The 26,126-nt window shown below is 26.0% G+C and carries 21 protein-coding genes; 11 read left to right on the top strand and 10 right to left on the bottom strand.

Annotated features, from left to right (window positions below; translation table 11 throughout):
- Positions 1–12: 12 nt before the first annotated feature.
- The 3 genes from prmC to hemA are packed head-to-tail and all read right to left on the bottom strand — an operon-like array spanning position 13 to position 3,224.
- Positions 13–846, bottom strand: a complete 834-nt coding sequence (gene prmC, locus CRV09_RS00685; protein WP_136132218.1) for a peptide chain release factor N(5)-glutamine methyltransferase — start codon at positions 844–846, stop codon at positions 13–15.
- Complete coding sequence (prfA, locus tag CRV09_RS00680) at positions 846–1,928, bottom strand: peptide chain release factor 1 (protein ID WP_136132217.1); 1,083 nt, start codon at positions 1,926–1,928, stop codon at positions 846–848. Before prfA ends, prmC begins: the two co-directional genes overlap by 1 nt.
- A gap of 39 nt (positions 1,929–1,967) precedes the next feature.
- The gene (gene hemA, locus CRV09_RS00675) at positions 1,968–3,224 is read right to left on the bottom strand and encodes a glutamyl-tRNA reductase (RefSeq protein WP_136132216.1); all 1,257 of its coding nucleotides are present in this window, start codon (positions 3,222–3,224) and stop codon (positions 1,968–1,970) included.
- A gap of 691 nt (positions 3,225–3,915) precedes the next feature.
- Between hemA and ispE the strand changes: the two genes are divergently transcribed.
- The 11 genes from ispE to mfd all read left to right on the top strand — a co-directional run bounded on the left by ispE (position 3,916) and on the right by mfd (position 20,179).
- Positions 3,916–4,785 carry a 4-(cytidine 5'-diphospho)-2-C-methyl-D-erythritol kinase gene (gene ispE, locus CRV09_RS00670; RefSeq protein WP_136132215.1) on the top strand — a complete coding sequence of 290 codons (870 nt, stop codon included), beginning with the start codon at positions 3,916–3,918 and terminating at the stop codon, positions 4,783–4,785.
- 71 nt (positions 4,786–4,856) lie between these two features.
- The gene (locus CRV09_RS00665; protein WP_136132214.1) at positions 4,857–5,804 is read left to right on the top strand and encodes a ribose-phosphate pyrophosphokinase; all 948 of its coding nucleotides are present in this window, start codon (positions 4,857–4,859) and stop codon (positions 5,802–5,804) included.
- Between the two features lie 116 nt (positions 5,805–5,920).
- Entirely contained in the window at positions 5,921–6,505 is a 585-nt protein-coding gene (gene pth, locus CRV09_RS00660; RefSeq protein ID WP_136132213.1) for an aminoacyl-tRNA hydrolase, read from the top strand.
- A gap of 48 nt (positions 6,506–6,553) precedes the next feature.
- Positions 6,554–7,648: a redox-regulated ATPase YchF gene (ychF, locus tag CRV09_RS00655; protein ID WP_136132212.1), complete on the top strand. Its 1,095-nt coding sequence runs from the start codon at positions 6,554–6,556 to the stop codon at positions 7,646–7,648.
- A gap of 1,538 nt (positions 7,649–9,186) precedes the next feature.
- Positions 9,187–10,308 (top strand): tRNA 2-thiouridine(34) synthase MnmA, encoded by a 1,122-nt coding sequence (gene mnmA, locus CRV09_RS00640; RefSeq protein ID WP_136132211.1) that lies wholly within the window; start codon positions 9,187–9,189, stop codon positions 10,306–10,308.
- 97 nt (positions 10,309–10,405) lie between these two features.
- Positions 10,406–11,776, top strand: a complete 1,371-nt coding sequence (purB, locus tag CRV09_RS00635) for an adenylosuccinate lyase (RefSeq protein WP_136132210.1) — start codon at positions 10,406–10,408, stop codon at positions 11,774–11,776.
- 288 nt (positions 11,777–12,064) lie between these two features.
- The gene (potA, locus tag CRV09_RS00630) at positions 12,065–13,183 is read left to right on the top strand and encodes a spermidine/putrescine ABC transporter ATP-binding protein PotA (RefSeq protein WP_136132209.1); all 1,119 of its coding nucleotides are present in this window, start codon (positions 12,065–12,067) and stop codon (positions 13,181–13,183) included.
- Positions 13,176–14,012, top strand: a complete 837-nt coding sequence (gene potB / locus CRV09_RS00625) for a spermidine/putrescine ABC transporter permease PotB (protein WP_136132398.1) — start codon at positions 13,176–13,178, stop codon at positions 14,010–14,012. Before potA ends, potB begins: the two co-directional genes overlap by 8 nt.
- Positions 14,013–14,027: 15 nt before the next feature.
- Positions 14,028–14,837 (top strand): spermidine/putrescine ABC transporter permease PotC, encoded by an 810-nt coding sequence (potC, locus tag CRV09_RS00620; RefSeq protein WP_422386568.1) that lies wholly within the window; start codon positions 14,028–14,030, stop codon positions 14,835–14,837.
- A complete protein-coding gene (potD, locus tag CRV09_RS00615) occupies positions 14,821–15,867 on the top strand; it encodes a spermidine/putrescine ABC transporter substrate-binding protein PotD (protein ID WP_136132207.1) in 1,047 nt (348 codons plus the stop codon). The genes potC and potD overlap by 17 nt, the downstream gene beginning before the upstream one ends.
- Before the next feature lie 862 nt (positions 15,868–16,729).
- The gene (gene mfd / locus CRV09_RS00610) at positions 16,730–20,179 is read left to right on the top strand and encodes a transcription-repair coupling factor (protein ID WP_136132206.1); all 3,450 of its coding nucleotides are present in this window, start codon (positions 16,730–16,732) and stop codon (positions 20,177–20,179) included.
- A gap of 68 nt (positions 20,180–20,247) precedes the next feature.
- Here the strand turns inward: mfd and CRV09_RS00605 are convergent, their stop codons facing one another.
- The 7 genes from CRV09_RS00605 to fabG form a co-directional block, all read right to left on the bottom strand.
- Entirely contained in the window at positions 20,248–20,601 is a 354-nt protein-coding gene (locus tag CRV09_RS00605; protein ID WP_136132205.1) for an HIT domain-containing protein, read from the bottom strand.
- Positions 20,602–20,647: 46 nt separating this feature from the next.
- The gene (gene ptsG / locus CRV09_RS00600; RefSeq protein WP_136132204.1) at positions 20,648–22,078 is read right to left on the bottom strand and encodes a PTS glucose transporter subunit IIBC; all 1,431 of its coding nucleotides are present in this window, start codon (positions 22,076–22,078) and stop codon (positions 20,648–20,650) included.
- Positions 22,079–22,182: 104 nt separating this feature from the next.
- Positions 22,183–22,971, bottom strand: coding sequence for a YchF/TatD family DNA exonuclease (locus CRV09_RS00595; protein ID WP_136132203.1), 789 nt, complete (start codon positions 22,969–22,971; stop codon positions 22,183–22,185).
- Positions 22,972–23,024: 53 nt separating this feature from the next.
- Entirely contained in the window at positions 23,025–23,993 is a 969-nt protein-coding gene (locus tag CRV09_RS00590; protein WP_136132202.1) for a DNA polymerase III subunit delta' C-terminal domain-containing protein, read from the bottom strand.
- 2 nt (positions 23,994–23,995) lie between these two features.
- On the bottom strand, positions 23,996–24,628 hold the full coding sequence (gene tmk / locus CRV09_RS00585; RefSeq protein WP_136132201.1) for a dTMP kinase: 633 nt from the start codon (positions 24,626–24,628) through the stop codon (positions 23,996–23,998).
- Positions 24,629–25,004: 376 nt separating this feature from the next.
- Positions 25,005–25,241, bottom strand: a complete 237-nt coding sequence (gene acpP, locus CRV09_RS00580) for an acyl carrier protein (RefSeq protein WP_136132200.1) — start codon at positions 25,239–25,241, stop codon at positions 25,005–25,007.
- Positions 25,242–25,386: 145 nt separating this feature from the next.
- On the bottom strand, positions 25,387–26,121 hold the full coding sequence (gene fabG, locus CRV09_RS00575; RefSeq protein ID WP_136132199.1) for a 3-oxoacyl-ACP reductase FabG: 735 nt from the start codon (positions 26,119–26,121) through the stop codon (positions 25,387–25,389).
- Between the last annotated feature and the right edge of the window lie 5 nt (positions 26,122–26,126).

The raw sequence follows: 26,126 nt of genomic DNA, 5'->3' as shown, positions 1-26,126 counted from the left end.
ATAATAAAAAGATTATTTTGGTGCATTACCAAAAGTAACACGAGGATTTCCTTCATAATCATATATGGTATTGATGTTTCTATATCCATAGTTATACATCATAAAACGAACTGCTTCACCTTGTTTCCAACCATGTTCTAATAAAAGCCAACCATTAGTGTTTAACCAATTTAATGCATTTTTAATGATTATTTTTAAATCAGATAAACCATTTTCACTAGATACTAATGCGCTAATAGGTTCAAAACTTAAACCACCTAGTTTAAGGTATATACTATTAGGTTCAATATAAGGAGGATTACTCACGATTAAATCAAATTTATTTGGTGATAAATTATCGAACCAGTAACTTAAAACAAAATCCACATTATAAATGTTAAGTTTTTTAGCGTTTTTTCGCGCATTCTCAACTACAGTAGGAATAAAATCTACTCCAATAATTTCACAGTTTGGACGTTCAGTAGCAATTGCTAATGCAATTGCTCCGGTTCCAGTACCAAGATCTAAAACTTTAAAATATGAATTTGATATATAAATTAAAGATTGTTCAACTATAATTTCCGTATCCAAACGAGGAATGATTGTATCATATGTAACATTTAATGGCAGAGACCAAAATTCACACTCCCCTATTAAATAGGCTAATGGCTCTCCTTTTAAACGCCTAATTAGTAATTGTTCTAAAGATGCTAATTGTTTATCATTAATAATCTGTTCATCAAAAGCACGTAACCAAGTACGAGATTTTCCGATATTAAAGCTTAATAGCATTTCTGCGTCAAATTTCGGATTTTTACTATTATATAAAGTTACAATTGCTTTTTTTAACCAATCTCGAATATTCATTAATTTTTTTCTGACAATGATGCTAATTGATCAGCTTTATATTCCTGAATAATAGGATAAATTAAAGATTCTAATTTTCCATTTAGTATTTCATCTAAACGATAAATTGTTAGATTTATTCTATGATCAGTAACTCTGCCTTGGGGAAAATTATAAGTTCTAATTCGATCTGATCTATCACCAGTCCCTAAAAGATTACGACGCATATTAGCCTCTTCAGCATGACGCTGAGATTTTTTAATCACTTGAATTCGAGATGCAAGTATTGTTAATGCTCTGGCTTTATTTTTATGTTGGGATCGTTCATGTTGACATTCCACTGTAATGCCGGTGGGCAAATGAGTAATCCTAATAGCTGAATCAGTTGTATTAACATGTTGCCCCCCAGCTCCTGATGAACGAAAAGTGTCAATTTTTAAATCATTACTATTAATTTTTAACACTGATTCCTCAGTTATTTCAGGAATTACAGCTACAGTACAGGTTGATGTATGAATACGTCCTTGAGATTCGGTATCAGGTACACGTTGAACACGATGACCACCAGATTCAAATTTCAACTTACCATAAGCATTTTTACTATTAATACGAATAATTATTTCTTTATATCCACCTTGTTCACTATCATTAGAACTAACAATTGTAACATCCCAATTACATATTTCAGCATAACGAACATACATACGAAATAAATCTCCTGCAAAAATTGCTGCTTCATCTCCTCCTGTAGCAGCACGTATTTCTATAAAACAATTACGTTCGTCATCAGGATCTTGTGGTATTAATAAAATTTGTAATTCATGTTCTAATATTTCGATGTTTTTATATGATTCTTGTAGTTCACTTTGCACTATATCTTGTAATTCAAGATCTTTAGATAAACTTTTCAAATTTTCAATATTTTTATGAACTTTTTGCCATTTCTTAAAACAGTTAGTGATAGTAGTAAGTTTAGAATATTCACGTGAAAGGTTATTGAAAAGTTTTGGATTTACGATTATATCTGAATTAGTTAAAAGAACTTCTAATTCTTCATATCTGTTTTGAAGTTCTTTTAGTTTAGTAAAAATAGAAGTTTTCATTTATTTAAAAATTTCCATAACAACTGTTGAATAATAATATTAATTTAAACCCAAACTATCACATAAAATTTTCAAACGTTCCTTATCACCATCCAAAGCTGCCTGTTGAAGAGATTTCGTAGGTGCATGCATTAAACGATTTGTTAATCTATATATTAATGCCTGCATAACTTTCTGAGGATCAACACCTTTTTGTAAGTCATGTAATGCTCTTTTCTCCATTTCCAGACCTATATCTTTAATTTTTGCACGGTATTTATAAACAGTATGCATTGTTTTTTGTGATTTCAACCATAACATAAAATTGTTACTTTCCTGAATGATTATATTTTCAGCTTTTACAATTTCAACTTTTCGATATATTAGATGTTTATCTATGATTTCTTTTAAATCATCCACTCGGTAAAGGTAAGTATTAGGTAAATTACTTACTTCTAATTCAATATCATAAGGCACTGCTATATCGACTAAAAACAATGGCTTATTAAATCTTGTTTTCAGTGCTTTTTCTACCATATTTTTACTAATTATTGGAAATGGACTAGAAGTTGAAGATATTATAATATCAGCCTTGTATAAATGTTTATCTATGTCAATTTGATTTATTACCTCTGCATTTACTTCTAAACCTAATATTTCAGCACGTGAACGAGTACGATTAGAAATGATTAACTTCTTTACTTTATATTTGCGTAAATAATGAGCAACTAAGCTAATATTTTTTCCAGCCCCTACTAATAATACTATGGTTTTAGATAAAGATTTAAAAATTTGACAAGCTAAAACACAAGCGGCAAATGCTACCGAAATAGCATTAGTCCCAATATTAGTTTCAGATCTAATACGTTTTACCGTAGAAAACGTTTTCTGAAACATTTTATTGATTTCACTATTTACTGAATTATTTTTTTGTGAAATAGCAAAAGCTTGTTTTACTTGACCAAATATTTGGGATTCTCCTAATATCATTGAATCTAATCCGCAGGCAACACGCATTAGATGACTTATTGCTTCTCTATTTTTATAATAATATAAACTGTTAGATATCTCTTCTTTGTTTAATCGGTGATATTTACATAACCAATTTATTAAATATTCTTTTAGAGTAACTTGTTCATTTATACTTATATAAATCTCTATCCTATTACATGTTGAAATAAATACTGCACTCTGTATCCTTGAATTAGATAACAAATTATTAAGAGCTTTATGTACTATTTCTTGCCCAAATGATAAACGTTCACGCAAATTAATAGACGCAGTTTTATGATTAACTCCAAGAACAAACAATGTCATCAGTAATCTAGTATTTTAAGTTAGGATATTTTAATAATTTAAGGATTCTTAATTATAAATATAATCAACATTCAATATATAATTAAAAGGAATAAAATAGATATAAGATATAAAAAAATATAAAAGATTTAAAATAAAAATTTATCCTATTCATCAGTCATGTATGATTAAAGCAATCATTATATTGTTTGCATGTATTGTAATTAAGTCTATAAATACTTGTTTAATTGATAACATAATATTATGTGATGTTTATAAGATATATAATCTTTTTAATTATCAAGTATACTATAGTTTAATCATTAAAATAACAAAATTAACGTAATTTAATATATAGATTAATCACAATTTTCTAGATATATTTCAATGGGTAACAATATAATAATAAAATCAACTTTTTTAAAATCAATATAATTATATTATATTAATAAGGAGATATCTAATTAATTATGATTTATACATTTTTATTATTACAATAATGATTTTTTATATTATTACAATAATGATTTTTTAATAATAAACTATTCTTTAAATAAAAGAATTTAATTTAATTTTTTATCTAAAATTATCAGTTAGTTAAATCCAACAAAGTATATATTAATTATGAATTTAATTTGAATTCGTTTAGTTGAATATAAATTATAAATATAATAAAATAACAGCTATTAAAAATGTAATAGAATATGATAGTATGACGACTTTATGGCCAGCTCCAGCTAAATTGAACCTTTTTCTTTATATAACTGGACGTAGATCGGATGGTTACCATAATATACAAACTATTTTTCAACTTCTTGATTATAGTGATATGATCAAAATAGAGATAAATAATAGTGGTGATATAGATTTACTGACAGATTTAATTAATATACCAAAAGAAAACAACTTGATTATAAAAGCTGCAACTTTATTAAAGTTAAAATCAAAAAAAATATTACCTTTAAAAACTGGTGCATTTATTAGTATACAAAAGAAATTACCTATAGGTAGTGGATTAGGAGGCGGTTCGTCTAATGCTGCTACAGTTTTAGTAGCACTTAATTATTTATGGAAAACTCAATTTACAGTTTATGAACTTGCAACACTTGGTTTGCAATTGGGTGCTGATATACCGGTGTTTATTTATGGATTTACAGCATTTGCTGAAGGGATTGGTGAAAAAATTAGACCTATTAAAATAAAAGAAAAATGGTATCTTATTGTTTATCCTAATATAAATATAAGCACATCAGAAATATTTAGTTGCTTTAATTTAACAAGAAATAATAAAAATTATAATCTTCAAACACTTTTGCACTTACCATTTTCTAATGATTTTGAAAAAATAGTACGCACTAATTTTATTCAAATTGATAACATCATCTCATTTCTTTTAAATTATGCACCTACTAGATTAACTGGTACTGGATCTTGTGTATTTTCTGTATTCGATATTGAAAGTAAAGCTTATGATGTGTTGAAATTAATTCCTCAATCTTTTACTGGATTTGTAGCTAAAGGTATAAATATATCTCCATTACGCAAGTTATTTTATGAAAAATTAAGTAATAAGTCATTATAACATATATGAATATTATTTAATTAAATACATATCATTAATAAATTCTTTTACAATAATTAACAAGGATTTTTATGCCAGATATGAAATTATTTACTGGTAATGCTACTCCAGAACTAGCACAATTAATTGCTAATTGTCTATATACTAATTTGGGCGATATTGCTGTTAGCCGTTTCAGTGATGGAGAAGTAAGTGTGCATATAAATGAAAACGTTCGGGGAGGTGATGTTTTTATTATTCAATCTACTTGTTTTCCAACTAATGATAATGTAATGGAACTATTTGTAATGGCAGATGCACTGCGTAGAGCTTCTGCTGGTCGTATTACTGCTGTTATTCCTTATTTTGGTTATGCTCGTCAAGATCGGCGTGTACGTTCTGCCAGAGTGCCTATTACTGCTAAATTAATAGCAGATTTTCTTTCAAATATTAGAGTCGATCGTATTCTTACTGTTGATCTACATGCTGAACAAATTCAAGGATTTTTTGATATTCCAGTTGATAACGTATTTGCTAGCCCAGTTTTATTAGAAGATATGTTAAGTTTAGATTTAATAAATCCTATTGTTGTTTCTCCCGATATTGGTGGTGTAGTTAGAGCCCGTGCTATTGCTAAATTATTAAATGATACAGATATGGCAATTATTGATAAACGTCGTCCTAATTATAACGTTTCTCAAGTTATGCATGTTATTGGAGATGTTTCTGATCGAGATTGTGTTTTAATAGATGATATGATTGATACAGGCAGTACTTTATGTAAAGCAGCAGAAGCATTAAAAGAACGTGGAGCTAAACGTGTTTTCGCATATGCTACACATCCTGTTTTCTCTGGTTATGCATCTAAAAATTTAAAAAATTCACTTATTGATAAGGTGATAGTATGTGATACTATTCCTCTATCTAAAGAAATAAAATCCTTGCCTAATGTTAGAGTATTAACTTTATCAGGGATGTTAGCTGAAGCAATCAGACGTATCAGTAATAATGAATCTATATCTGCTATGTTTGAACATTAATATATTTTAAATTATTTATATAATTATAATTTTTAATTTTTTATCATTAGTTATATAATCAATTTATTTATTAACAAAATATATAAAGATATTGAATTTTCAATATGGTATTATTTATGAACAGGCTTAAATTAATAGTAGGTCTTTTAAATCCTGGAAAAAAATATGTTTTTACACGTCATAATGTAGGGGCGTGGTATTTGAGTTCATTAATAAAAAAATATAATCTTTTTTTAAAAAATAATTCTAAGTTTTTTGGACTTACATCAAAATTAGATATTGATCATAATATTTTATATTTATTAATGCCAGATACTTTTATGAATTTAAGTGGTACAGCAGTAAATACTATGTCTAAATTTTATAACATTAAACCAGAAGAAATTTTAATAGTTCATGATGAACTTAATTTACCTCCCGGCATAGCAAAATTTAAACAAGGTGGCAGTCATGGTGGACATAATGGTTTAAAAGATATTATTAATAAATTTGGAAATAATAAAAATTTTTATAGGTTAAGAATTGGCATTGGTCACCCTGGAGATAGTGATCAAGTAGAAAGGTTTGTACTTAGCGAACCATCTGTTGATGAAAAAAAACTTATTAATAAAGCTATTGTTGAAGCCTTATTTTGTACGGAAATATGGTTAAAAAATAATTATACTAAAGCTGTTAATTGTCTAAATTCTTTAAATAAATAATTTTGATTAAAAATAATTAATAATTTAAACAAAAAAGGATATTAAAATTTGGGATTTAAATGTGGTATCATAGGTTTACCAAATGTAGGTAAGTCTACTGTTTTTAATGCACTTACCGGTAAGAATATAAAATCAGCAAATTTCCCTTTCTGCACAATTAAACCTAATATTGGTGTTGTTTCTGTACCAGATTTAAGATTATATCAGTTAGCAGAAATCATTAAGCCTCGTTGCTTGGTTCCAACAACTATGGAATTAGTTGATATTGCAGGATTAGTTAAAGGTGCATCTAGAGGAGAAGGATTAGGAAATCTTTTCTTAAATAATATTCGCTCAACTGAAGCGATTTTTCATGTAGTTCGTTGTTTCAATGATAAAAGTATTATTCATATTTCAGGAAAAGTTAATCCACTAGAAGATATTAATATTGTTAATGATGAGTTAATTTTAGCTGACTTAGATAGTTGTGAAAATAAAATAAAGAGATTAACAAAAAAAACAAGCGAAAAAAATATTAATTCTATAAATGAATTAAAGGTATTAGAGAAATGCATGGATCATCTTTTGGATTCAAATATGTTAAGAACATTATATTTGACTTTTGAAGAAAGGTCTTTAATTAATTGTCTAAATTTTTTAACTTTAAAACCAACTATATACATTGCGAATGTTGAAGAAGAAAATTCAAATAATAACTATAATTTGGATAAATTATATGAAATTGCTGAAAAAGAAAATATATTAGTGATACCTTTATGTGCATTAATTGAAGCTGATATTACTAAAATAAATCATCAAAATCTTAATAATCAGACTAACATTCTTAAATTAGAAAAAGAACCTTGCTTAAATCAAGTAATCCGTGTTGGCTATTCATTACTTAATTTACATACTTACTTTACTGCCAGTATAAAAGAAATTCGTGCATGGACAATACCTATTGGTACAACTGCACCACAAGCAGCTAGAAAAATTCATAATGATTTCAAAAAAGGTTTTATTTGTGCAAAAACTATTTCATTCGAAGATTATATATTATATAAAGGAGAACAAGGTGCAAAAGATGCAGGCAAAATACGATCAGAGGGCAAAGATTACATTGTTAAAGATGGTGATGTAATTAAGTTTTTATTTAATATTTAGAATTAATATTTTTAATAGTGTATTACATGTTTTTAATAATTGCATTATCAAATTCAAAGCATTTTTAACAACTTAGAATTATCAATTAATCGTTGGATATCGTAATTGACTGTTTTTTATTTATTGTACAATTAATACTTTTACTTTTAATTATAAGGTATGCAGCTTCTGACCATCTTTAGGCACAGTAATATGTCGGTTCAAATAATATACAATCATCTCCCATATTTGCATCAGGTAACATACCAATTCCTCCTATTTGTTGTATTGTAATATCATCAAAAATATATTCACTATTTAAATTTATTCAGGCTATAACATCTAATTCAATTGGATGTAGTAACATTTTTTGTAAAATTCATCAGTAAGTATTTCTTTAATAATTATAGTATTACCATTTTTTAGTTGTTGATTTTCCATCATTCATTAAAAAAATTTAGCTCCGAATTTATTTCTAATAATTCATATTCCCAATTTTAAATATTCCTTCTGTAAATTTCATAATATTGCCTTTATGAACCAATGTAAGTGATTTTCGATTACTATCAATAGTATATTTTATTGCTGAACGTATTAGACGTTAAGTACCTTGTTTTGAACATAATTTTACTCCTATTCCACAATCTAATAGAAAACGGATTATTTTAATATTCATTTTATTTACCAAAAAATTTGATTATCTTATTTGCTTCAATTGAATTAGCTTTCCATTCTATATTAGCAGAGATATCTTTTAAATTTTCACAAAAAATTATTATATCAATGTTTTCTGGGTCTTTAACTGGATTTGGGGTATTATTGTAATAACGTATCGGAAGTAAATAAACATATAAATCAAGCTGTTGACGATAGAAATATTTAAAGAACGAATGCCTTTTTCAATGGGAGTTATAAGAAGACCTTTAATAGCTATGAATAATTTAAATAGCTATAGAATAATTTATAATTAAATGATTGGGTTATTTGGCACAATTAAGTTGTCATCTTTAAAAATAATTCTTTGATCTTGCTGAGTAATAATCACTTTTAATTCCATTTATATTCTCCATTAATATGATAAATAACTATAATTTACTTTATTAATTGATATTACTGGAGATATAAATACTTAATAAAAGTATAATAATATTAAATATAATATTTTATTTATTCTTCAAGTAATAAATTAATTTGTTAATATATAAATTATTTAGGTTATAGTTTATTATTTTTATTAAATTTTTAATTTATTGCTTTTAAATTAGTTAATAAATTTTTTCAATCATTTAAAAAAACATAATTAAATAAAAATGGTTTATTTCTTTCTTGTGAAATATAATTGAATTAATTTTAATAGTTAAATTTTTACTAATTATAAATTAACAAAATATTTAATAATAAAAATATTTATATTATAATAAACAAAACTAATTATTTTTTACTAACATACTAAATATTGATTTTAAACAATATATATTGTTTAAATTTATTCAAATACTTTTAAATGGTTAATAACAACTTAATTGCCTTTATTACACTCGCATACACTCGGAAATATGATGTTCAAAAAAAAAGTAGTTGTCGGAATGTCTGGAGGTGTCGATTCTTCAATTTCTGCCTGGTTATTGCAAAAACAAAAATACCATGTGGAAGGTGTGTTTATGAAAAATTGGGAAGAAGATGATGGAGAGGGATGCAGCATAACAAATGACTTAGCTGATGCACAAGCAGTTTGTGATAAACTCAAAATTCATTTGCATAAAATTAATTTTGCTACAGAGTATTGGAATGATGTTTTTGAACCTTTTATCGAAGGATATAAACAAGGATATACTCCTAATCCAGATATTATTTGTAATAAAAAAATAAAATTTAAGTTATTTCTTAAATTTGCTATTGAAGATCTGAATGCTGATTTTATTGCTACTGGTCATTATGTTAGAAGCAGAGATAATTTTGATCAAGTTAATTTACTACGTAGTTTAGATATAAAAAAAGATCAAAGTTATTTTCTTTATACATTGAATCAAAATCAAATTAAAAAAAGTATTTTTCCGTTAGGTGAACTTAAAAAAACACAAGTACGTAATCTTGCAAAAGAACTTAATTTCATTAATGCCACAAAAAAAGATTCTACTGGAATTTGCTTTATAGGCAAACGAAAATTTCATGAATTTATAAAAAACTATTTACCGCCGCGTATAGGTGATATAGTAACTATTGATGGTCAAATTATCGGCAAACATCAAGGAGTGATATATTATACTTTAGGTCAACGTAAAGGATTAGGTATTGGTGGATTGAAAAAAGGTAAAAACCATCCATGGTATGTAGTAGACAAAGAAATTGTCCGTAATCGTTTAATAATTGCGCAAGGTAAAAACCATCCAAATTTATTATCAATTGGTTTAATTGCTAAAGATTTACATTGGATTAATGATAATAAGTTAATTAAAAATATTCTTTACTGTACAGTAAAAACTAGATACCAACAGCAAGATATTGCCTGTAAAATTATTCCATGTTCTAATAATTGTGTTAAAGTAATATTTAGTAGACCTGTTATAGCAGTTACACCTGGTCAGTCAGCTGTATTTTATCTTGATCAGATCTGTTTAGGAGGAGGTATTATTAAAGAAAGATTACCTTTACATAATAATATTTCTTTAAATAATCTTTAATATGACTTAATTCATTTGATCTTTTTATTTAATCTATATTAATAAGAAATTGTTAAATTAACTAAGATTAAAGTAAATTAATTTAGGAACGCAAATAATGGAATTATCTATTTTAAAAAACATATCACCTATAGATGGTCGTTATAGCGATAAAGTAAATGAATTAAGGGCTATTTTTAGTGAATATGGTCAGTTTAAATATCGTATTAAAATTGAAATAAATTGGTTAAAAAAGCTTTCTGATACTGCAGAAATAAAAGAAGTGCCAATTTTTTATGAAGATATTCAAGAATTTCTGAATTCAATTATCGATAATTTTAGCGAAAATGATGCTAGCTATATAAAATCCATTGAGAAAGATATAAATCATGACGTTAAAGCTGTAGAATACTTTATAAAAGAAAAAATAAATGATATTCCAGTTTTACATAATATTTCTGAATTCATTCACTTTGCTTGTACATCTGAAGACATTAATAATTTATCTTATGCATTAATGTTAAAAACAACTATTTACGAAATAATAATACCCTGCTGGAACCAATTAATTAGAGAAATAAAAAATTTAGCTAAAATATATAGAAATATTCCTCTATTATCGCGCACACATGGACAACCTGCTACACCAACAACAATGGGAAAAGAAATGGCTAATACTGTATTTCGTATGCAGCGTCAATTAAATCAGTTAAATAAAATTCAAATATTAGGCAAGATTAATGGAGCAGTAGGAAACTATAATGCTCATATTGTTGCTTATCCAGAAGTAGATTGGTTAAAATTAAGCAAAGAATTTGTGATGTCTTTAGGACTAACATGGAATCCTTATACTACACAAATTGAACCACATGATTATATTTCAGAATTATTTGATTGTATAACTAGATTTAATAACATTTTAATAGATTTTAATCGTGATATGTGGAGTTATATATCATTAAACTATTTTAAACAAAAAATTATTCTTAAAGAAGTTGGTTCATCTACTATGCCTCATAAAGTAAATCCTATTGATTTAGAAAATTCTGAAGGTAATCTTGGTATAGCTAATACTATGATGAAACACATGTCCAATAAATTACCTATATCACGTTTGCAAAGAGATCTTACTGATTCAACTGTATTAAGAAATATGGGAGTTGCTTTTAGTTACTCAGTTATAGCATATAAAGCAACATTAAAAGGAATTTCTAAATTAGAAATAAACAAAGATTGTATGATGGATGATTTGAATAGTAATTGGGTAGTACTAGCAGAACCTATTCAAACTATAATGCGTCGTTATGGTATAAAAAAACCATATGAGACATTAAAGAATTTAGTACATAAAAATAATATTGATCAATCAACTATTCATCAATTTATAGATAAGATTGATATACCAAATAAAGAAAAAATAAGATTAAAAAAACTAACTCCTTACAACTATATAGGCTATGCTATTAAATTGGTTGATGAACTAGATTAACTTAATAAGTTATTATTATATTAAATTCATTTGCAAATTATGTTCTGTTTTACAGAAATTGAGTTTAATTATAAAGAATAAAAAATATTTTGAAATAAAACTTAAAGTATTAGCCTAAAATAAAGTTAGCAAAACCTAAATTACTAATAAGCAATAAGTTTTTATATTTACCAATGTATTACCTATAACCTACATTCTAAATAATAACATAAATAAAATTTATGTTAAATAATTATTTTAAATATTTAATTTACTATTTTATTAATTTTAAAATAAAACGAGATTGAAATGACATATGAAAAAACAATGCAATCATTAATGATATTATCTGATATTAATAAACTTTTTGATAATAAATTAGTTATTGATAATTTCAACTTGAGAATTTATAACGGTGAATTTATTACTCTTCTTGGTCCTTCTGGTTGTGGTAAAACTACTATTTTGCGTTTAATAGCAGGATTAGAAAAAGCCAATACAGGTTCTATTTTTCTTAATTGTAATGATATTACTAATACATCTGCTGAAGAGAGAAATATTAACACAGTATTTCAAAGTTATGCACTTTTCCCACATATGTCTGTATTTGAAAATATAGCTTTTGGTTTACGTATGCAGAAAATTCCGTCTTATGAGATTAATATACGTGTTAAAGATGCATTGACAATGGTACAGTTAGAAAATTTTAGCAACCGTTACCCACATCAACTTTCTGGTGGACAACAACAACGTGTCGCTATTGCTAGAGCTGTAATAAATCGTCCAAAAGTTTTGTTATTAGATGAGCCATTATCAGCATTAGATTATAAATTACGTAAACAAATGCAAAATGAACTCAAGGCGTTACAACGTAAGCTAGGTATTACTTTTATTTTTGTAACTCATGATCAAGAAGAAGCACTTGCAATGTCTGATCGTATTGTAGTAATGAGGAATGGTAAAATAGAACAATATGGTGTTCCACGTGAAATATATGAAAAACCTAAGAATTTATTTGTAGCAAGTTTTATTGGTGAAATCAATGTTTTTGATACTGAAGTAATAGAAAGTGATAATCAGGGTTTACATGTTCGTGCATTGGTTGAAGGTTATGAATGTGATATTCACTGTCCTTTTCCAGTTAAAGTAGGTGATAAATTACACGTTATGTTACGTCCAGAAGATCTACGTGTTAAAGAATTATATAATAATGAAGACAATGACGGACTTATTGGTTATGTACGTGAACTTAATTATAAAGGTATGACATTAGAATCCTCTATAGAACTAGAGAATGGCAAATTTATAACTGTAAGCGAATTTTTTAATGAAGATGATCCAGACGTTGATCATTTTTTAGACCAAAAAATGCTTATAAATTGGGTAAAAAGTTGGGAGGTAGTTTTACCATATGAAGTTAATGAGTAATACATTTCAAAAATTTGTTATTTTTCTGATAGTTGGATGGTTAATTGTATTTGTGTTTTTACCAAATTTAATTATTTTCGTAACTAGTTTTTTAACTCGTGATGATAATCATTTAATTAAGATAATATTTACATTTAATAATTATTTAAGATTATTAGATCCTTTATATTTAAAAGTCTTGTTGCATTCTTTGAATATAGCTATTATAGCTACTGCTTTTTGTTTATTGTTAGGATATCCATTTGCTTGGTATTTAACTAAATTACCTATAAATATAAAACCATTAATGTTATTTTTATTAATTATACCATTTTGGACTAATTCATTAGTTAGGATTTACTGCTTAAAAGTTTTCTTAAGTACTAGAGGTTGGCTAAATAATTTTTTAATAGGGATTGGGATAATTAATAAACCTATTCATATAATATATAAACCCGAAGCAGTAATTTTAGGATTAATTTATATTCTATTACCATTTATGATTTTACCTATTTATTCTAATTTAGAAAAATTAGATAAAAATTGTTTAGAAGCAGCTTATGATTTAGGAGCGGGGAGGATACAAACTTTTATTTATATAATATTACCTCTTAGTATACCTGGAATTATTGCTGGATGTTTACTTGTATTAATTCCTGCTATGGGTATGTTTTATATATCAGATTTAATGGGAGGTGCACAAAATTTACTTATTGGCAATATTATTAAAAATCAATTTCTCAATATTAGAGATTGGCCATTTGGGGCCTCTATAAGTATTGTAGTAACATTTTTAATGTGGATAATGTTATTAATTTATTGGCGAACTATGCGTTTATTAAATAATTAAGGTAAAATTATAATTATGATACGTTATTTATATAGTGGATTTATAGCTATAATTTATATTTGGCTTTATATTCCTATATTAATCTTGATTATTAATTCATTTAATATATCTAAATTTGGTATTCATTGGCAAGGATTTACTACAAATTGGTATAAAATTTTGGCAAATAATGATAGCTTAATTCAAGCTTCTAAAAATTCATTAATTATAGGGATATGCTCTGCTAGTATCGCTACCGTCATAGGTTCTTTAACTGCGTTAGCGCTTTATCGTTATAATTTTCGTGGTAAACAATTTATTAATGGAATGTTATTTATAGTTATTATGTCACCAGATATTATTATGGCAATTTCATTATTAGTCTTATTTATGTTATTAGGTATCCCACTTGGATTTTGGTCATTACTAATTTCTCATATTACTTTTTGTCTTCCATTTGTAGTTGTTACTTTTTATTCATGGTTTAAAGATATTGATATACGTATATTTGAAGCTGCAAAAGATCTAGGTGCTAATGAATTTACTATTTTAAAAAAAATAATTTTACCTTTAGCTATTCCAGCGGTAACTGCAGGATGGTTGCTTAGTTTTACTTTGTCTATAGATGATGTTATAGTTTCATCCTTTGTGACTAGCCCTAGTTTTGAAACTTTACCATTAAAAATTTATTCAATGGTTAAAGTTGGTGTTTCACCTGAAGTAAATGCAATTACGGTAATTTTAGTTTTAATTTCTTTGCTTTTAGTAGCAAGTAGTCAATTTTTACTCATTAACAAAATAAGTAAAAAAAAGAAGGAGAGAACTAATAATGAATTGGTTTGCTAAATTATTAATTACTACATTAGCTCTAACTTTTAATTTTGCAAAAGCACATATAAAAGATAATAATGTTTTGTATTTTTATAATTGGACTGAATATGTACCTTCAGGATTATTAGAACAATTTACCAAAGAAACAGGTATTAAAGTTATTTATTCAACTTATGAATCTAATGAAATGATGTATTCTAAATTAAAAACCTGGAAGAATGGTTTTTATGATTTAGTAGTTCCGTCAAGTTATTTTGTTGCTAAAATGCGTAAAGAAAAAATGTTACAAAAAATTGATAAAACAGCACTAACTAATTTTAAAAATTTAGATATCCGTTTACTAAATAAACCATTTGATCCTCATAATAATTATTCCATTCCATATATTTGGGGTGCTACTGTTATTGGAGTTAATTCTGATGAAATTAATCCAAAAACTATTAATAGTTGGGCTGATTTATGGAATCCAAAATATAAAAAAAGTTTATTATTAATTGATGATGCTCGTGAAGTATTTCAAATAGCATTACTTAAACTAGGACTTTCAGGTAATACTAAAGATATAAAAAAAATCAGAGCTGCATATAAAGAATTGAAAAAATTAATGCCAAATGTAGTAACATTTAATTCTGATAATCCTGGAAATCCTTATATGGAAGGAGATGTATTGTTAGGTATGGTTTGGAATGGTTCTGCTTATGTGGCGCGTAAATCTGGTGCTCATTTGCAAACAATTTGGCCTAAAGAAGGTGGAATATTTTGGATGGATAATCTTTCAATTCCAATAAATGCTAAAAATAAAAAAGGTGCTTTAAAACTAATTAACTTTTTGCTCCGTCCTGATATAGCCGCAAAAGTAGCAGTATCAATTGGTTACCCAACTGCAAATAAAGAAGCAAAAAAATTTTTACCAAAACAACTAACTAATAACCAATTATTATATCCTTCAGAAAATATTATGCGGAAAGGAAAATGGCAAAATGATGTAGGAAGTGCTAGTAGAGAATACGAAACTTTATTTCAAAAACTTAAAGCTGATCATTAAATTAATTTATGATACAAAAAAATAATGAATAACGTCGTATTATTGATGTACAACTAATAACATACACCATTTTTTGATTAATAGTGAATTTTAGCGGATTAAATATGTAAATTATATTAAAACAGAAATGGTCGGTCTTTTATTATTAAGTTTTTTGAAAAACAATTAATTAATAAAATTAAATTCCTTTAAAAAGGAATTTAATTTTTTATGATTTTAATAATTAACTAATTAGATTATAAAAAATCAATGTATTGTGTTATCTTAACCTTAAAAAGGTAGTCAAAGTAGTCTATGATAGACTATATAATTTGTTTTTATATAATAAAAACTAGCATAAGAAATAAAATGTATATTTTGATTAAGATATGAAATTTTATAATAAAATTATCTCTTGTAATTATAATCTTTAATATAGATGTCAATAAATATAAAATATCTTAATAGAAATTAAAAACTACAACTAATAATTATCCTACTAATTTTTACTTATAGTTTAAAATTTATTATATATGATTTTTAGGTTTTCTTTATTTTGATTTAATATTATTTTTATTCTTAATTAGTAAAGATTACTTACAATTAACATTAATAGGTAACATATTTGATGATTATAATTTGTTAACATGAATTTACTAAAAACATAAAAAGATGAAATAAATATTTGCAAATATAATTTAGAACTATTTTTAATATACAAAAAGTTAATTAAATTGTATGAATATCATGCTAGTAATATATCTTTTAGAGACGTAATTTATATTAAATCAATTCTCTTATTAAAGAACTTATTTTTTTTAATTGTGTATTTAATGTAATGTAAAAAAATAATTTTTAAATAAACGGAAGATTTTGAAGTTTTATGTTTAAACAAAAAAAGTACTTTATACCCAAAAAAGCAGGTGAAGTTTATCATTTTGGTCAATTAATTAATGCATCATATGCAATAGAATGTGCTAAAATCATCGAAAATTATTTCGGGTTTATATTAATCGTAACATCAAATACACAAGACGCTATTAAACTTTTTAATGAAATAACTACTTTCACTAGCCATTCTGTTTACTATTTTCCTGATTGGGAAACAATTCCTTATAGCAATACATCTCCTAACCCCAAAATTATATCAAATAGAATTTATATACTTTCTATACTACAAAAAATACGTCACGGAATACTAATCATATCAATACAATCACTTATGCAACGTCTTTGTCCAAATAACTTTTTATCTTATAATATAATTTTGATAAAAATTGGTGATAAATTGTCTAATATTGATTTCAAAAATAAATTAGATACAATGGGTTATAGGTATGTTGATAATGTGTTAGAACCAGGTGAATATAATGTAAAAAAAAATATTATTTTTGATCTATTTCCGGTAGGGAAGGATAAAATCTATCGTATAGATTTACTTAATGATCAAATAAATAGTATAAGTAAAATAAATTTAGAAAAACAAGAAGTTATTGAAGAAGTTTCGAAAATAAATTTATTGCCTAAACATGAATTTCCTAGTAATAAAAATTCTTTAAAATTATTTTGTTATCGTTGGGAAAAAATTTTTGATAAATCTTGTAAACAAGATTATGTATATAAAAATATTAGTATGGGAATTTTACCTTTTGGTATTGAATATTGGCATCCTATTTTTTTTGATCAACCATTGTCAAATTTGTTTAATTACCTACCATCTGAGACTGTAATAATAAATCAAAGCAACTTAGAACAAAATGCTATAATTTTTTGGGAAAATTTAAATAAATATTATAAAAATCAACCTTACTATAATAAAAAATATTTATTAAAACCAATTGATTTATGGATGACACCTGATTATTTAATAAATCAATTAAAAAATTGGCCTCAAATAAAAACAACACATGAAAAATTACCCAATAATAGTAAAAATATTAATTTAGGTTATGAACCACTTCCTTCATTAACTTCAAAAGGAGTAAATAAATTTTCCTTAGAATATTTAGATAAATTTATTAAGAAATTTACTGGTTATATAATTTTTTGTGTTAAAGATGAGATAAGCCAAAGAAAATTTAAAAAATTATTTAATGTTATAAAGATAAATCCAATTATCATAAAAAATTTAGATGAATTATCTAATCAAAAATTTTTTTTAATAATTAATAATATTAATCATGGTTTTATAGATTCTTTAAATAACAAAGCGATAATTTGTGAAAATGATATTATACCAGAAAATTTTAATTACCATTATAAAAACAAAATAGAGTGGAATGCCACATATTTAAGTAAATTAGTTTCTAATCTTGAAGAAATAAGCTTTGGTCAACCCATAGTTCATATAGAACACGGCATTGGTCGTTATATGGGTTTGACAATTATTGAAACAAAAGGTATTAAAGCTGAATATCTAATACTATCTTATGCCGATGATGCTAAACTTTATGTGCCAGTATCATCACTTCATTTAATTAGTTATTACATGGGTTATTCTAAAAATCATACGCCATTACATAAATTAGGTAGTGATATTTGGGTACGTTCTAGACAGAAAGCTATTGAAAAAATTCGTGATATTGCAGCAGAACTTTTAGATATTTATTCGAAACGTGATTCTAATGTTGGTTTTTCTTTTAAATACGATAAACATAGGTATCATCTATTTTGTAATAAGTTTCCATTTAAAATCACATTAGACCAAAAAAAAGCTATTGATTCTATATTAAAGGATATGTGCCAACCTATAACTATGGATAGATTAATATGTGGCGACGTTGGTTTTGGAAAAACTGAAATAGCAATGCGTGCTGCATTCATTGCAGTAGAAAACAATAAGCAAGTAGCAATTCTTGTACCAACTACTATTTTAGCACAACAACATTACGAAAATTTTAAAAATAGGTTTAATCATTGGTGCGTTCATATTGATGTATTATCTAATTTTAGAACCTTTAAGGAACAAAAATATTTATTGGAACAAACAAAAGAGGGAACAATAAATATATTAATAGGCACTCATAAATTATTAAATAAAAATATTAAATGGAAAGATTTAGGTTTATTAATCATTGACGAAGAACATCGTTTTGGAGTACGTCAAAAAGAATGTATTAAGGCTATAAGCAATAATATAGATATAATAACATTAACTGCGACACCAATTCCACGTACATTACATATGGCAATGACTGGTATGAGAGATGTTTCTATTATTGCCACTGCACCTGACAATAGGCGACCTATTAAGACTTTCATAACTGAATTTAATTGCTCAACTATACGTGAAGCAATTTTGCGTGAAATTTTAAGAGGTGGGCAAGTATATTATTTACATAATCAAGTTAATGATATTGAAAAGACTGCTAATTTTATAAGCAAATTGGTACCAGAAGCTCGTGTGACTATTGGTCATGGACAAATGCATGATATTGATTTAGAAAAAGTAATGCATAATTTCCATTGTCAACGTTTTAATGTATTAGTGTGTACTACTATAATAGAGAATGGTATTGATATTCCTAATGCAAATACAATTATTATTGAACAGGCAAATAATTTTGGTTTAGCACAATTACATCAACTAAGAGGAAGAGTTGGACGTTCACATCACCAAGCTTATGCTTGGTTATTAATATCAAAAAATAAAAGTTGTATTACTAATGAAGCAATAAAGAGATTTGAAGTGATTTCTTCTTTAGAAGAACTAGGTTCAGGATTTCAATTAGCAACAAACGATTTAGAAATTCGTGGATCAGGCGAATTGTTAGGTGAAAAACAGAGTGGTCAAATAGAAACACTAGGTTTCTCACTCTATTTAGAATTATTAGAAAAATCTATTCATGAGCTTAAAGATCAGCAAAACTGTTCACCAAAAAATTGGCTATATAGCGAAATTGAAATAGAACTTCAAATTCCATCTCTTATTCCAGAAAATTTTATCACAGATGTAAATAAACGTTTATCATTATATAAAAGAATTGCAAGTGCTACAAATGAATCTGATATTCAAGAAGTAAAAATAGAATTAATCAATAATTTTGGTTCATTACCTGAGTCAACACACAATCTATTCAATATTGCTTTATTACGATTACAAGCTCGTCAATTAGGTATACGCAAAATAAAAATTAGCGATAAAGGAGGATATTTTGATTTTTATCAAAAAAACAATATTAATATTTTAAAATTAGTTAATTTAATACAAAAAGAACCTAATAAATGGAAATTAGAAGGAAAAACAAAATTGCGATTTTATTATAATGAAATAAAAGAAAAAAAATCAAGAATCTACTGGATACAAAACTTTATTAATAATCTAACCAATTAGAATACTGAATATTAATTATATATATCTGATATAAATAAATTTTAAAAATTATTATGTCATTTAATGACTTAATTAATTGATAACATAGGGCCTAGTGCTATACCCCCTAATAAATGCATATGCATATGGTATATTTCTTGTCCACCATGTTTATTACAGTTAATAATAAGACGATAACCATCTTTACTAATATTTTCTTTAATTGCAATTTTCGAAGCCACAATAAACATTCTACCTAATGTTTGTTCATGTTCATTTTTAACTTCATTTACAGTTGGAATTAATATATTGGGTACAATTAAAACATGGGTAGGTACCTTAGGAAAAACATCACGAAAAGCTGTTACTAATTCATCTTGATATAAGATGTCGGCTGTCATTTCATGTTTAATTATTTTGCTGAAAATAGTTTCTTCAAACATCAAATAGTTCCTTATTTATTTTTTATTAAATAGATAAAGATCTTATCTATAGTTTAATATAATTATTCATATCAGTTTTTATATTTTCAGATTTAGTTCCAAAAATTGCCTGAATACCACATCCAGAGATAATAATACCACGTGCACCAAGATTTTTTATTGCTTCTCTATTCACTTTTTTAGTATCTACTACTGTTACTCTCAGACGAGTTATACAGGCGTCAAGATTTATAATATTTTCTTTTCCACCAAATGCCAAAATTAAATTTTGAGCTATTTCACCAACACTGAGAGATAATTGATTTTTATTTATTTCTTCACGTCCTGGTGTTTTGAAATCAAATTTAACAATTAAAAAACGAAAAAATATATAATAAATAAAAGCATATATAATTCCAATAATTGGAAATAGCCAAATTTTACTACTATGGCTACTTAAAATAATAAAATCAATTAAACCATGAGAAAAACTAGTTCCATTACGCATATTCAATAAAATACAAATTGGAAAGGATAAACCTGCTAAAATTGCGTGAATTATATAAAGAATAGGAGCAACAAAAATAAAAGAAAATTCAATAGGCTCAGTAATACCTGTTAGAAATGAAGTCAACATTGCTGTAATCAGAATGCCGCCTATTTTAGAACGATTTTCAATTTTAGTTGTGTGCCACATTGCCAGCGCTGCTGCTGGCAATCCATACATTTTAAATAAAAACCCTCCAGACAATTTACCAGCAGTTAAATCTCCAGCCATATATCTTGGAATATCACCATGAAATATTTGTCCAGATTCAGTGATGAATTCACCAATTTGCATCTGAAAGGGGACATTCCATATATGATGTAAACCTAATGGCATTAAAATACGCTCAATTAATCCATAAATACTAAAAGCAATAACTGGATTTTGATAAGCTGCCCATTTCGAAAAATTTTCAATTGCGAACTCTATTGGTGGCCAAATAATAGATAATAATATACCTATAATAATTGCCGATAGTCCAGAAATAATTGGCACGAAACGTTTGCCAGCAAAAAAACCTAAATATTCTGGAAATTTAATACGATAAAACTTATTAAACATATATGATACTAAAAAACCTATAATAATACCTCCTAAAACACCAGTATCAGATAAATGTTTAATTTCAATATTATGTGTAGTATCAGATAGTATTAATGAAGATACTATTAACATAGTTTTTGTCATTATACTATAAGCTACTACTGCGGCTAAAGCTGATACTCCATCATTTTTTGTAAAACCTAAAGCTATACCTATTGCAAAAATTAACGGCATATTAGAAAATACCGATTCTCCAGCTTCTGCTATTACATGTGACGCTGTATTAGATAATAAACTAAAATTAGCTGAGCCTAAACCTAATAAAATACCTGCAATTGGTAATACAGATATTGGTAACATAAGCGATTTACCAACTGTTTGTAAGTTAGCAAAAGCATTTTTAAACATAAGGTAAAGCTCCCAGAACAGAATAAAAATCTATCAACGCAAACTTATTGTATAGATAATTAAAAAGGATCAATTATAAAATAATTATAATTTATAATTAAATATCAGATTAGGGAATCAATAGGTACATTAAATAATTTTGAAAAATTATTAGTAGTTTCTTCTGCTATAATTTCTACATCTATATTTTTTAATACAGATATATACTCAGCAATATCTCTAGTATAGGCTGGTTGATTTTCTTTTCCACGATATGGTACAGGAGATAAATATGGTGAATCGGTTTCAAGTAACATTCTATTGATTGGAGTATAGCGTATAACTTTATCAAGATTTTTAATTTTATTGAAAGTAACTATGCCAGAAAAAGAAATATAAAATCCCATATCTAATAATTTACATGCTATAGCTTGACTTTCAGTGAAGCAATGTAATACACCACCACAGATGTCACTTTTTTCTTCTTTTAATATATTTAATGTATCTATAGGAGCATCTCTCATATGAACTATAATTGGTTTATTCAATGTTATTCCTGCTCTAATATGATTTCGAAAAGAAATTTGCTGATGTTTTTTATTATATTGTTGATAATGATAATCTAAACCAGTTTCTCCTAATGCTACTACTTGAGAATCTTTAGCAAGATAATATAAATCTTGGATATTATATGATTCTGGTTGATTAAGAGGATGAACTCCACAAGATATTACAATATTTTTAAATTCACCAACTAATTTTTTTGTAATCTTAAAATCTTCTAAATCAGTAGCTACTGTTAGCATAAACTTTACATTGCGTGCTGCTGCTTTTTCTATTACTGAATCAATATTATTGTGAATACTTTTATAATTTAGTAAATTAAGATGACAATGTGAATCAACAATAATCATAGGTTTTCTCATTTTAAAATTAGTAATTAACTGTTAAATTATAATTAAGAGTATTAACCCATTTTAATAATAAACTTTAATAATAAATTAGTTAACAATAACTCTTCATTAAGTACTTCTAACTTCATTAACCTATCTCTAAATTTAATCCAATTATATATAATATTGTTTAAAATATTAAATGAAAAAGATCTAGATATTAAAAGAACGATATCTTTACGATCTAGATTAGTTAAGTTTTTAGTTATATTATTTTGTAATTTCATAGCATCTAATAGTAAAGATATTAACCAATTAATACATAACTCCTTGTCTTTATTAATAATAGGTAATAATTGTAAAATATCATGTTCAAAAGCAATAAATAAAGTATCGCATAATTTTTTTCTAAGTTCCCAATTATTTTTAATTAGATTAAGTGCTGCAATTGGTATTCCAAAACTTAAACGTAAAGCAGATAAAATAATTATCTCTTTTTGCGAAGATTGTTTTTTTAGCCATGTTAAGCTTTCTTCTTCACTTGGAGTTGATAAACGCAATATCATACAACGACTGCGAATTGTAGGTAATATTGTTGAAATATTTTCTGTATTTAAAAAAAAACAAGTATTATAAGGTGGTTCTTCGATAATTTTTAATAAAGCATTATTTGCAGATGTAGTTAACTGATTAATATTTTCTAACCATACAACTTTTTTGTTGCTTTGATGAGCACATATATATAAATTGTCAATTAAATTTCTAACCATATCTACACCTATGGTTTTTTCTCTTTTTTCAACTTTGAGTTTATAGTAGTCTGGATGACTATTAAATTGCATTAACTTACAACTTTTACATCTACCACAATTTTTTAAATCGTTCCTTTCTTGACACAATAACCAATAACTCAATTTCAATATAAGAATCTCTGCACCAATACCTTTTATCCCTTGAATCAAGACTACAGGATGGATAAAACCTTTTTGATATTGCGTTATTATTTTAAAGTAAATTACATCAATCCAAGGATAATCATTCATTTTTATTGTTTTTTAATCCATTTTAATAAAACAAATTTCAAATCTTGAATAACTTCGTTTAAAGATTTAGTTGCATCAATAAGTACAATATTATTATCTTTTTTTGTTATTTTTAAATAATAATTACGGGTACGTTCGAAAAATTTTAAAGATTCTAATTCAATACGGTCTAGATCACTCCGTATTTTTAATCTCTGCAAACATATGTCAGGTGTTATGTCTAAATAAAATGTTATATCTGGATGAAAATCACCTAATATCATATGACTAAGTTGATTAATTAATTTAGAACCTAACTGTCTACCACCACCTTGATAGGCTTTAGATGAAAGATTATGTCTATCGCCAATTACCCATTTACCTGATTTTAATGCTGGTTTAATAATATTTTCTACAACTTGAACACGTGCAGCATACATTATTAATAATTCTGTCTTATTTAACATACGTTCTTTTGTTTTTTTCTTAATTAAATGACGCAAATACTCAGCTATTTGAGTTCCACCAGGTTCTCTAGTAATAATAATATTTTCGTTTTTAATGCCACGTTCTTTTAATATTTTTGCAATAAAGTTGCAAACGGTAGTTTTACCAGCGCCTTCCAATCCTTCTATGGCAATAAATTTATTGTTCATTTTTATAATCAACTACAATAATATAGAAATTATTATTTAGAATTCATTTTATGAAAAAATATTATTTTTGATTAAAATTTTCATTAATTATTACTAACTATATTTTTAAATATCTTAAGAATAACTTTTAAAATATTAGACTATTTAATATATTTATTGTATCTAATTATTGTTTTGCGAAATTATTTTAACTAAACTTCACGTTCGTTATTATTATCCAAATAATAATTTTTTATTAATTTTATATGATTTAAATAATTATTACTATTGCTAAAGTATTTAAAAAAATATTAGATAATATTACATATTTAAAAACTGAATTTAATTTAATATTTTAAATCCAGGTAGCTAAAACATAGCTACCTGGGTATGTTATTTAGCTCTTATGGTCATTAATATAATCTATCGCTGCCTGAACGGTAGTGATTTTTTCAGCTTCTTCATCTGGAATTTCAGTATCAAACTCTTCTTCCAGAGCCATTACCAGCTCAACGGTATCAAGAGAATCAGCACCTAGGTCATCTACAAAAGATGCAGAATTAGTGACTTCATCTTCTTTCACACCTAGTTGTTCACTGATGATTTTCTTAACTCGTTGTTCGATATCACTCATACTATTTGATTTCCTGTCAAAACTCGCTTATGCGATAATTTTCATAGTTTATAAAATATTGAAAAAGATGCAACAAAATCTAAGCTAATTCAATCACAATATTGAAGTTTTAAATTAAATATAAGAATGGTTTTTAAAATTAATACTAAAATACATACATGCCACCATTAACATTAATTATTTCACCAGTTATATATGATGCTTCTTCAGAAGCTAAAAACACAACAACATTGGCAATTTCTTGAGATTTACCTAAGCGTTTCATAGGTATTTTTGATAAAATGCTAGAATGTTGATCTTTATTTAATGCTTTTGTCATACTTGTTTCGATAAATCCAGGAGAAACAATATTAACAGTTATACCACGTGATGCGATTTCAAATGCTAATGATTTAGTAAGTCCTATCAAACCTGCTTTTGCTGCTGCATAATTTGATTGACCAATATTGCCAAGTGTTCCAACTATAGAACTAATATTAATAATGCGTCCCATACGATTTTTAAGCATCGAAGGTATAACAGCTTTGGAAAGTCTAAAAGCAGAGGTAAGATTTGTATTTAAAACATCATCCCAATCATCATCTTTCATTTTTATTAAAAGATTATCACGCGTTATACCTGCATTGTTAATTAAAATATCAATTTTACCAAATTCAGAATTGATATTTTTTAAAGCTTCACAGATAGATGTATAATTATTAATATTTAATAGTAAACCTTTACCAAGATTTCCTAAATGAGAGTTAATAATTGAAACCCCTTCTTTATATCTTGAAGTTCCAATAACATTAGCATTACGTAATGTTAATGTTTTTGCAATTGCAAGACCAATACCTCTACTTGCTCCAGTTACTAATGCAACTTTATTTTTAAAAGTCATGATAT

Source organism: Candidatus Pantoea edessiphila (genome assembly GCF_002933345.1).
Lineage (GTDB): Bacteria > Pseudomonadota > Gammaproteobacteria > Enterobacterales > Enterobacteriaceae > Pantoea_C.
This window is presented reverse-complemented; position numbering and strand designations above follow the sequence as displayed.

Excerpts from the sequence above, each read along its gene's own strand:
- prmC (WP_136132218.1), bottom strand. The coding sequence starts at position 846 with ATGAATATTCGAGATTGGTTAAAAAAAGCAATTGTAACTTTATATAAT.
- prfA (WP_136132217.1), bottom strand. The coding sequence starts at position 1,928 with ATGAAAACTTCTATTTTTACTAAACTAAAAGAACTTCAAAACAGATAT.
- hemA (WP_136132216.1), bottom strand. The coding sequence starts at position 3,224 with ATGACATTGTTTGTTCTTGGAGTTAATCATAAAACTGCGTCTATTAAT.
- ispE (WP_136132215.1), top strand. The coding sequence starts at position 3,916 with ATGACGACTTTATGGCCAGCTCCAGCTAAATTGAACCTTTTTCTTTAT.
- CRV09_RS00665 (WP_136132214.1), top strand. The coding sequence starts at position 4,857 with ATGCCAGATATGAAATTATTTACTGGTAATGCTACTCCAGAACTAGCA.
- pth (WP_136132213.1), top strand. The coding sequence starts at position 5,921 with ATGAACAGGCTTAAATTAATAGTAGGTCTTTTAAATCCTGGAAAAAAA.
- mnmA (WP_136132211.1), top strand. The coding sequence starts at position 9,187 with ATGTTCAAAAAAAAAGTAGTTGTCGGAATGTCTGGAGGTGTCGATTCT.
- purB (WP_136132210.1), top strand. The coding sequence starts at position 10,406 with ATGGAATTATCTATTTTAAAAAACATATCACCTATAGATGGTCGTTAT.
- potA (WP_136132209.1), top strand. The coding sequence starts at position 12,065 with ATGACATATGAAAAAACAATGCAATCATTAATGATATTATCTGATATT.
- potB (WP_136132398.1), top strand. The coding sequence starts at position 13,176 with ATGAGTAATACATTTCAAAAATTTGTTATTTTTCTGATAGTTGGATGG.
- potC (WP_422386568.1), top strand. The coding sequence starts at position 14,028 with ATGATACGTTATTTATATAGTGGATTTATAGCTATAATTTATATTTGG.
- potD (WP_136132207.1), top strand. The coding sequence starts at position 14,821 with ATGAATTGGTTTGCTAAATTATTAATTACTACATTAGCTCTAACTTTT.
- mfd (WP_136132206.1), top strand. The coding sequence starts at position 16,730 with ATGTTTAAACAAAAAAAGTACTTTATACCCAAAAAAGCAGGTGAAGTT.
- CRV09_RS00605 (WP_136132205.1), bottom strand. The coding sequence starts at position 20,601 with ATGTTTGAAGAAACTATTTTCAGCAAAATAATTAAACATGAAATGACA.
- ptsG (WP_136132204.1), bottom strand. The coding sequence starts at position 22,078 with ATGTTTAAAAATGCTTTTGCTAACTTACAAACAGTTGGTAAATCGCTT.
- CRV09_RS00595 (WP_136132203.1), bottom strand. The coding sequence starts at position 22,971 with ATGATTATTGTTGATTCACATTGTCATCTTAATTTACTAAATTATAAA.
- CRV09_RS00590 (WP_136132202.1), bottom strand. The coding sequence starts at position 23,993 with ATGAATGATTATCCTTGGATTGATGTAATTTACTTTAAAATAATAACG.
- tmk (WP_136132201.1), bottom strand. The coding sequence starts at position 24,628 with ATGAACAATAAATTTATTGCCATAGAAGGATTGGAAGGCGCTGGTAAA.
- acpP (WP_136132200.1), bottom strand. The coding sequence starts at position 25,241 with ATGAGTGATATCGAACAACGAGTTAAGAAAATCATCAGTGAACAACTA.
- fabG (WP_136132199.1), bottom strand. The coding sequence starts at position 26,121 with ATGACTTTTAAAAATAAAGTTGCATTAGTAACTGGAGCAAGTAGAGGT.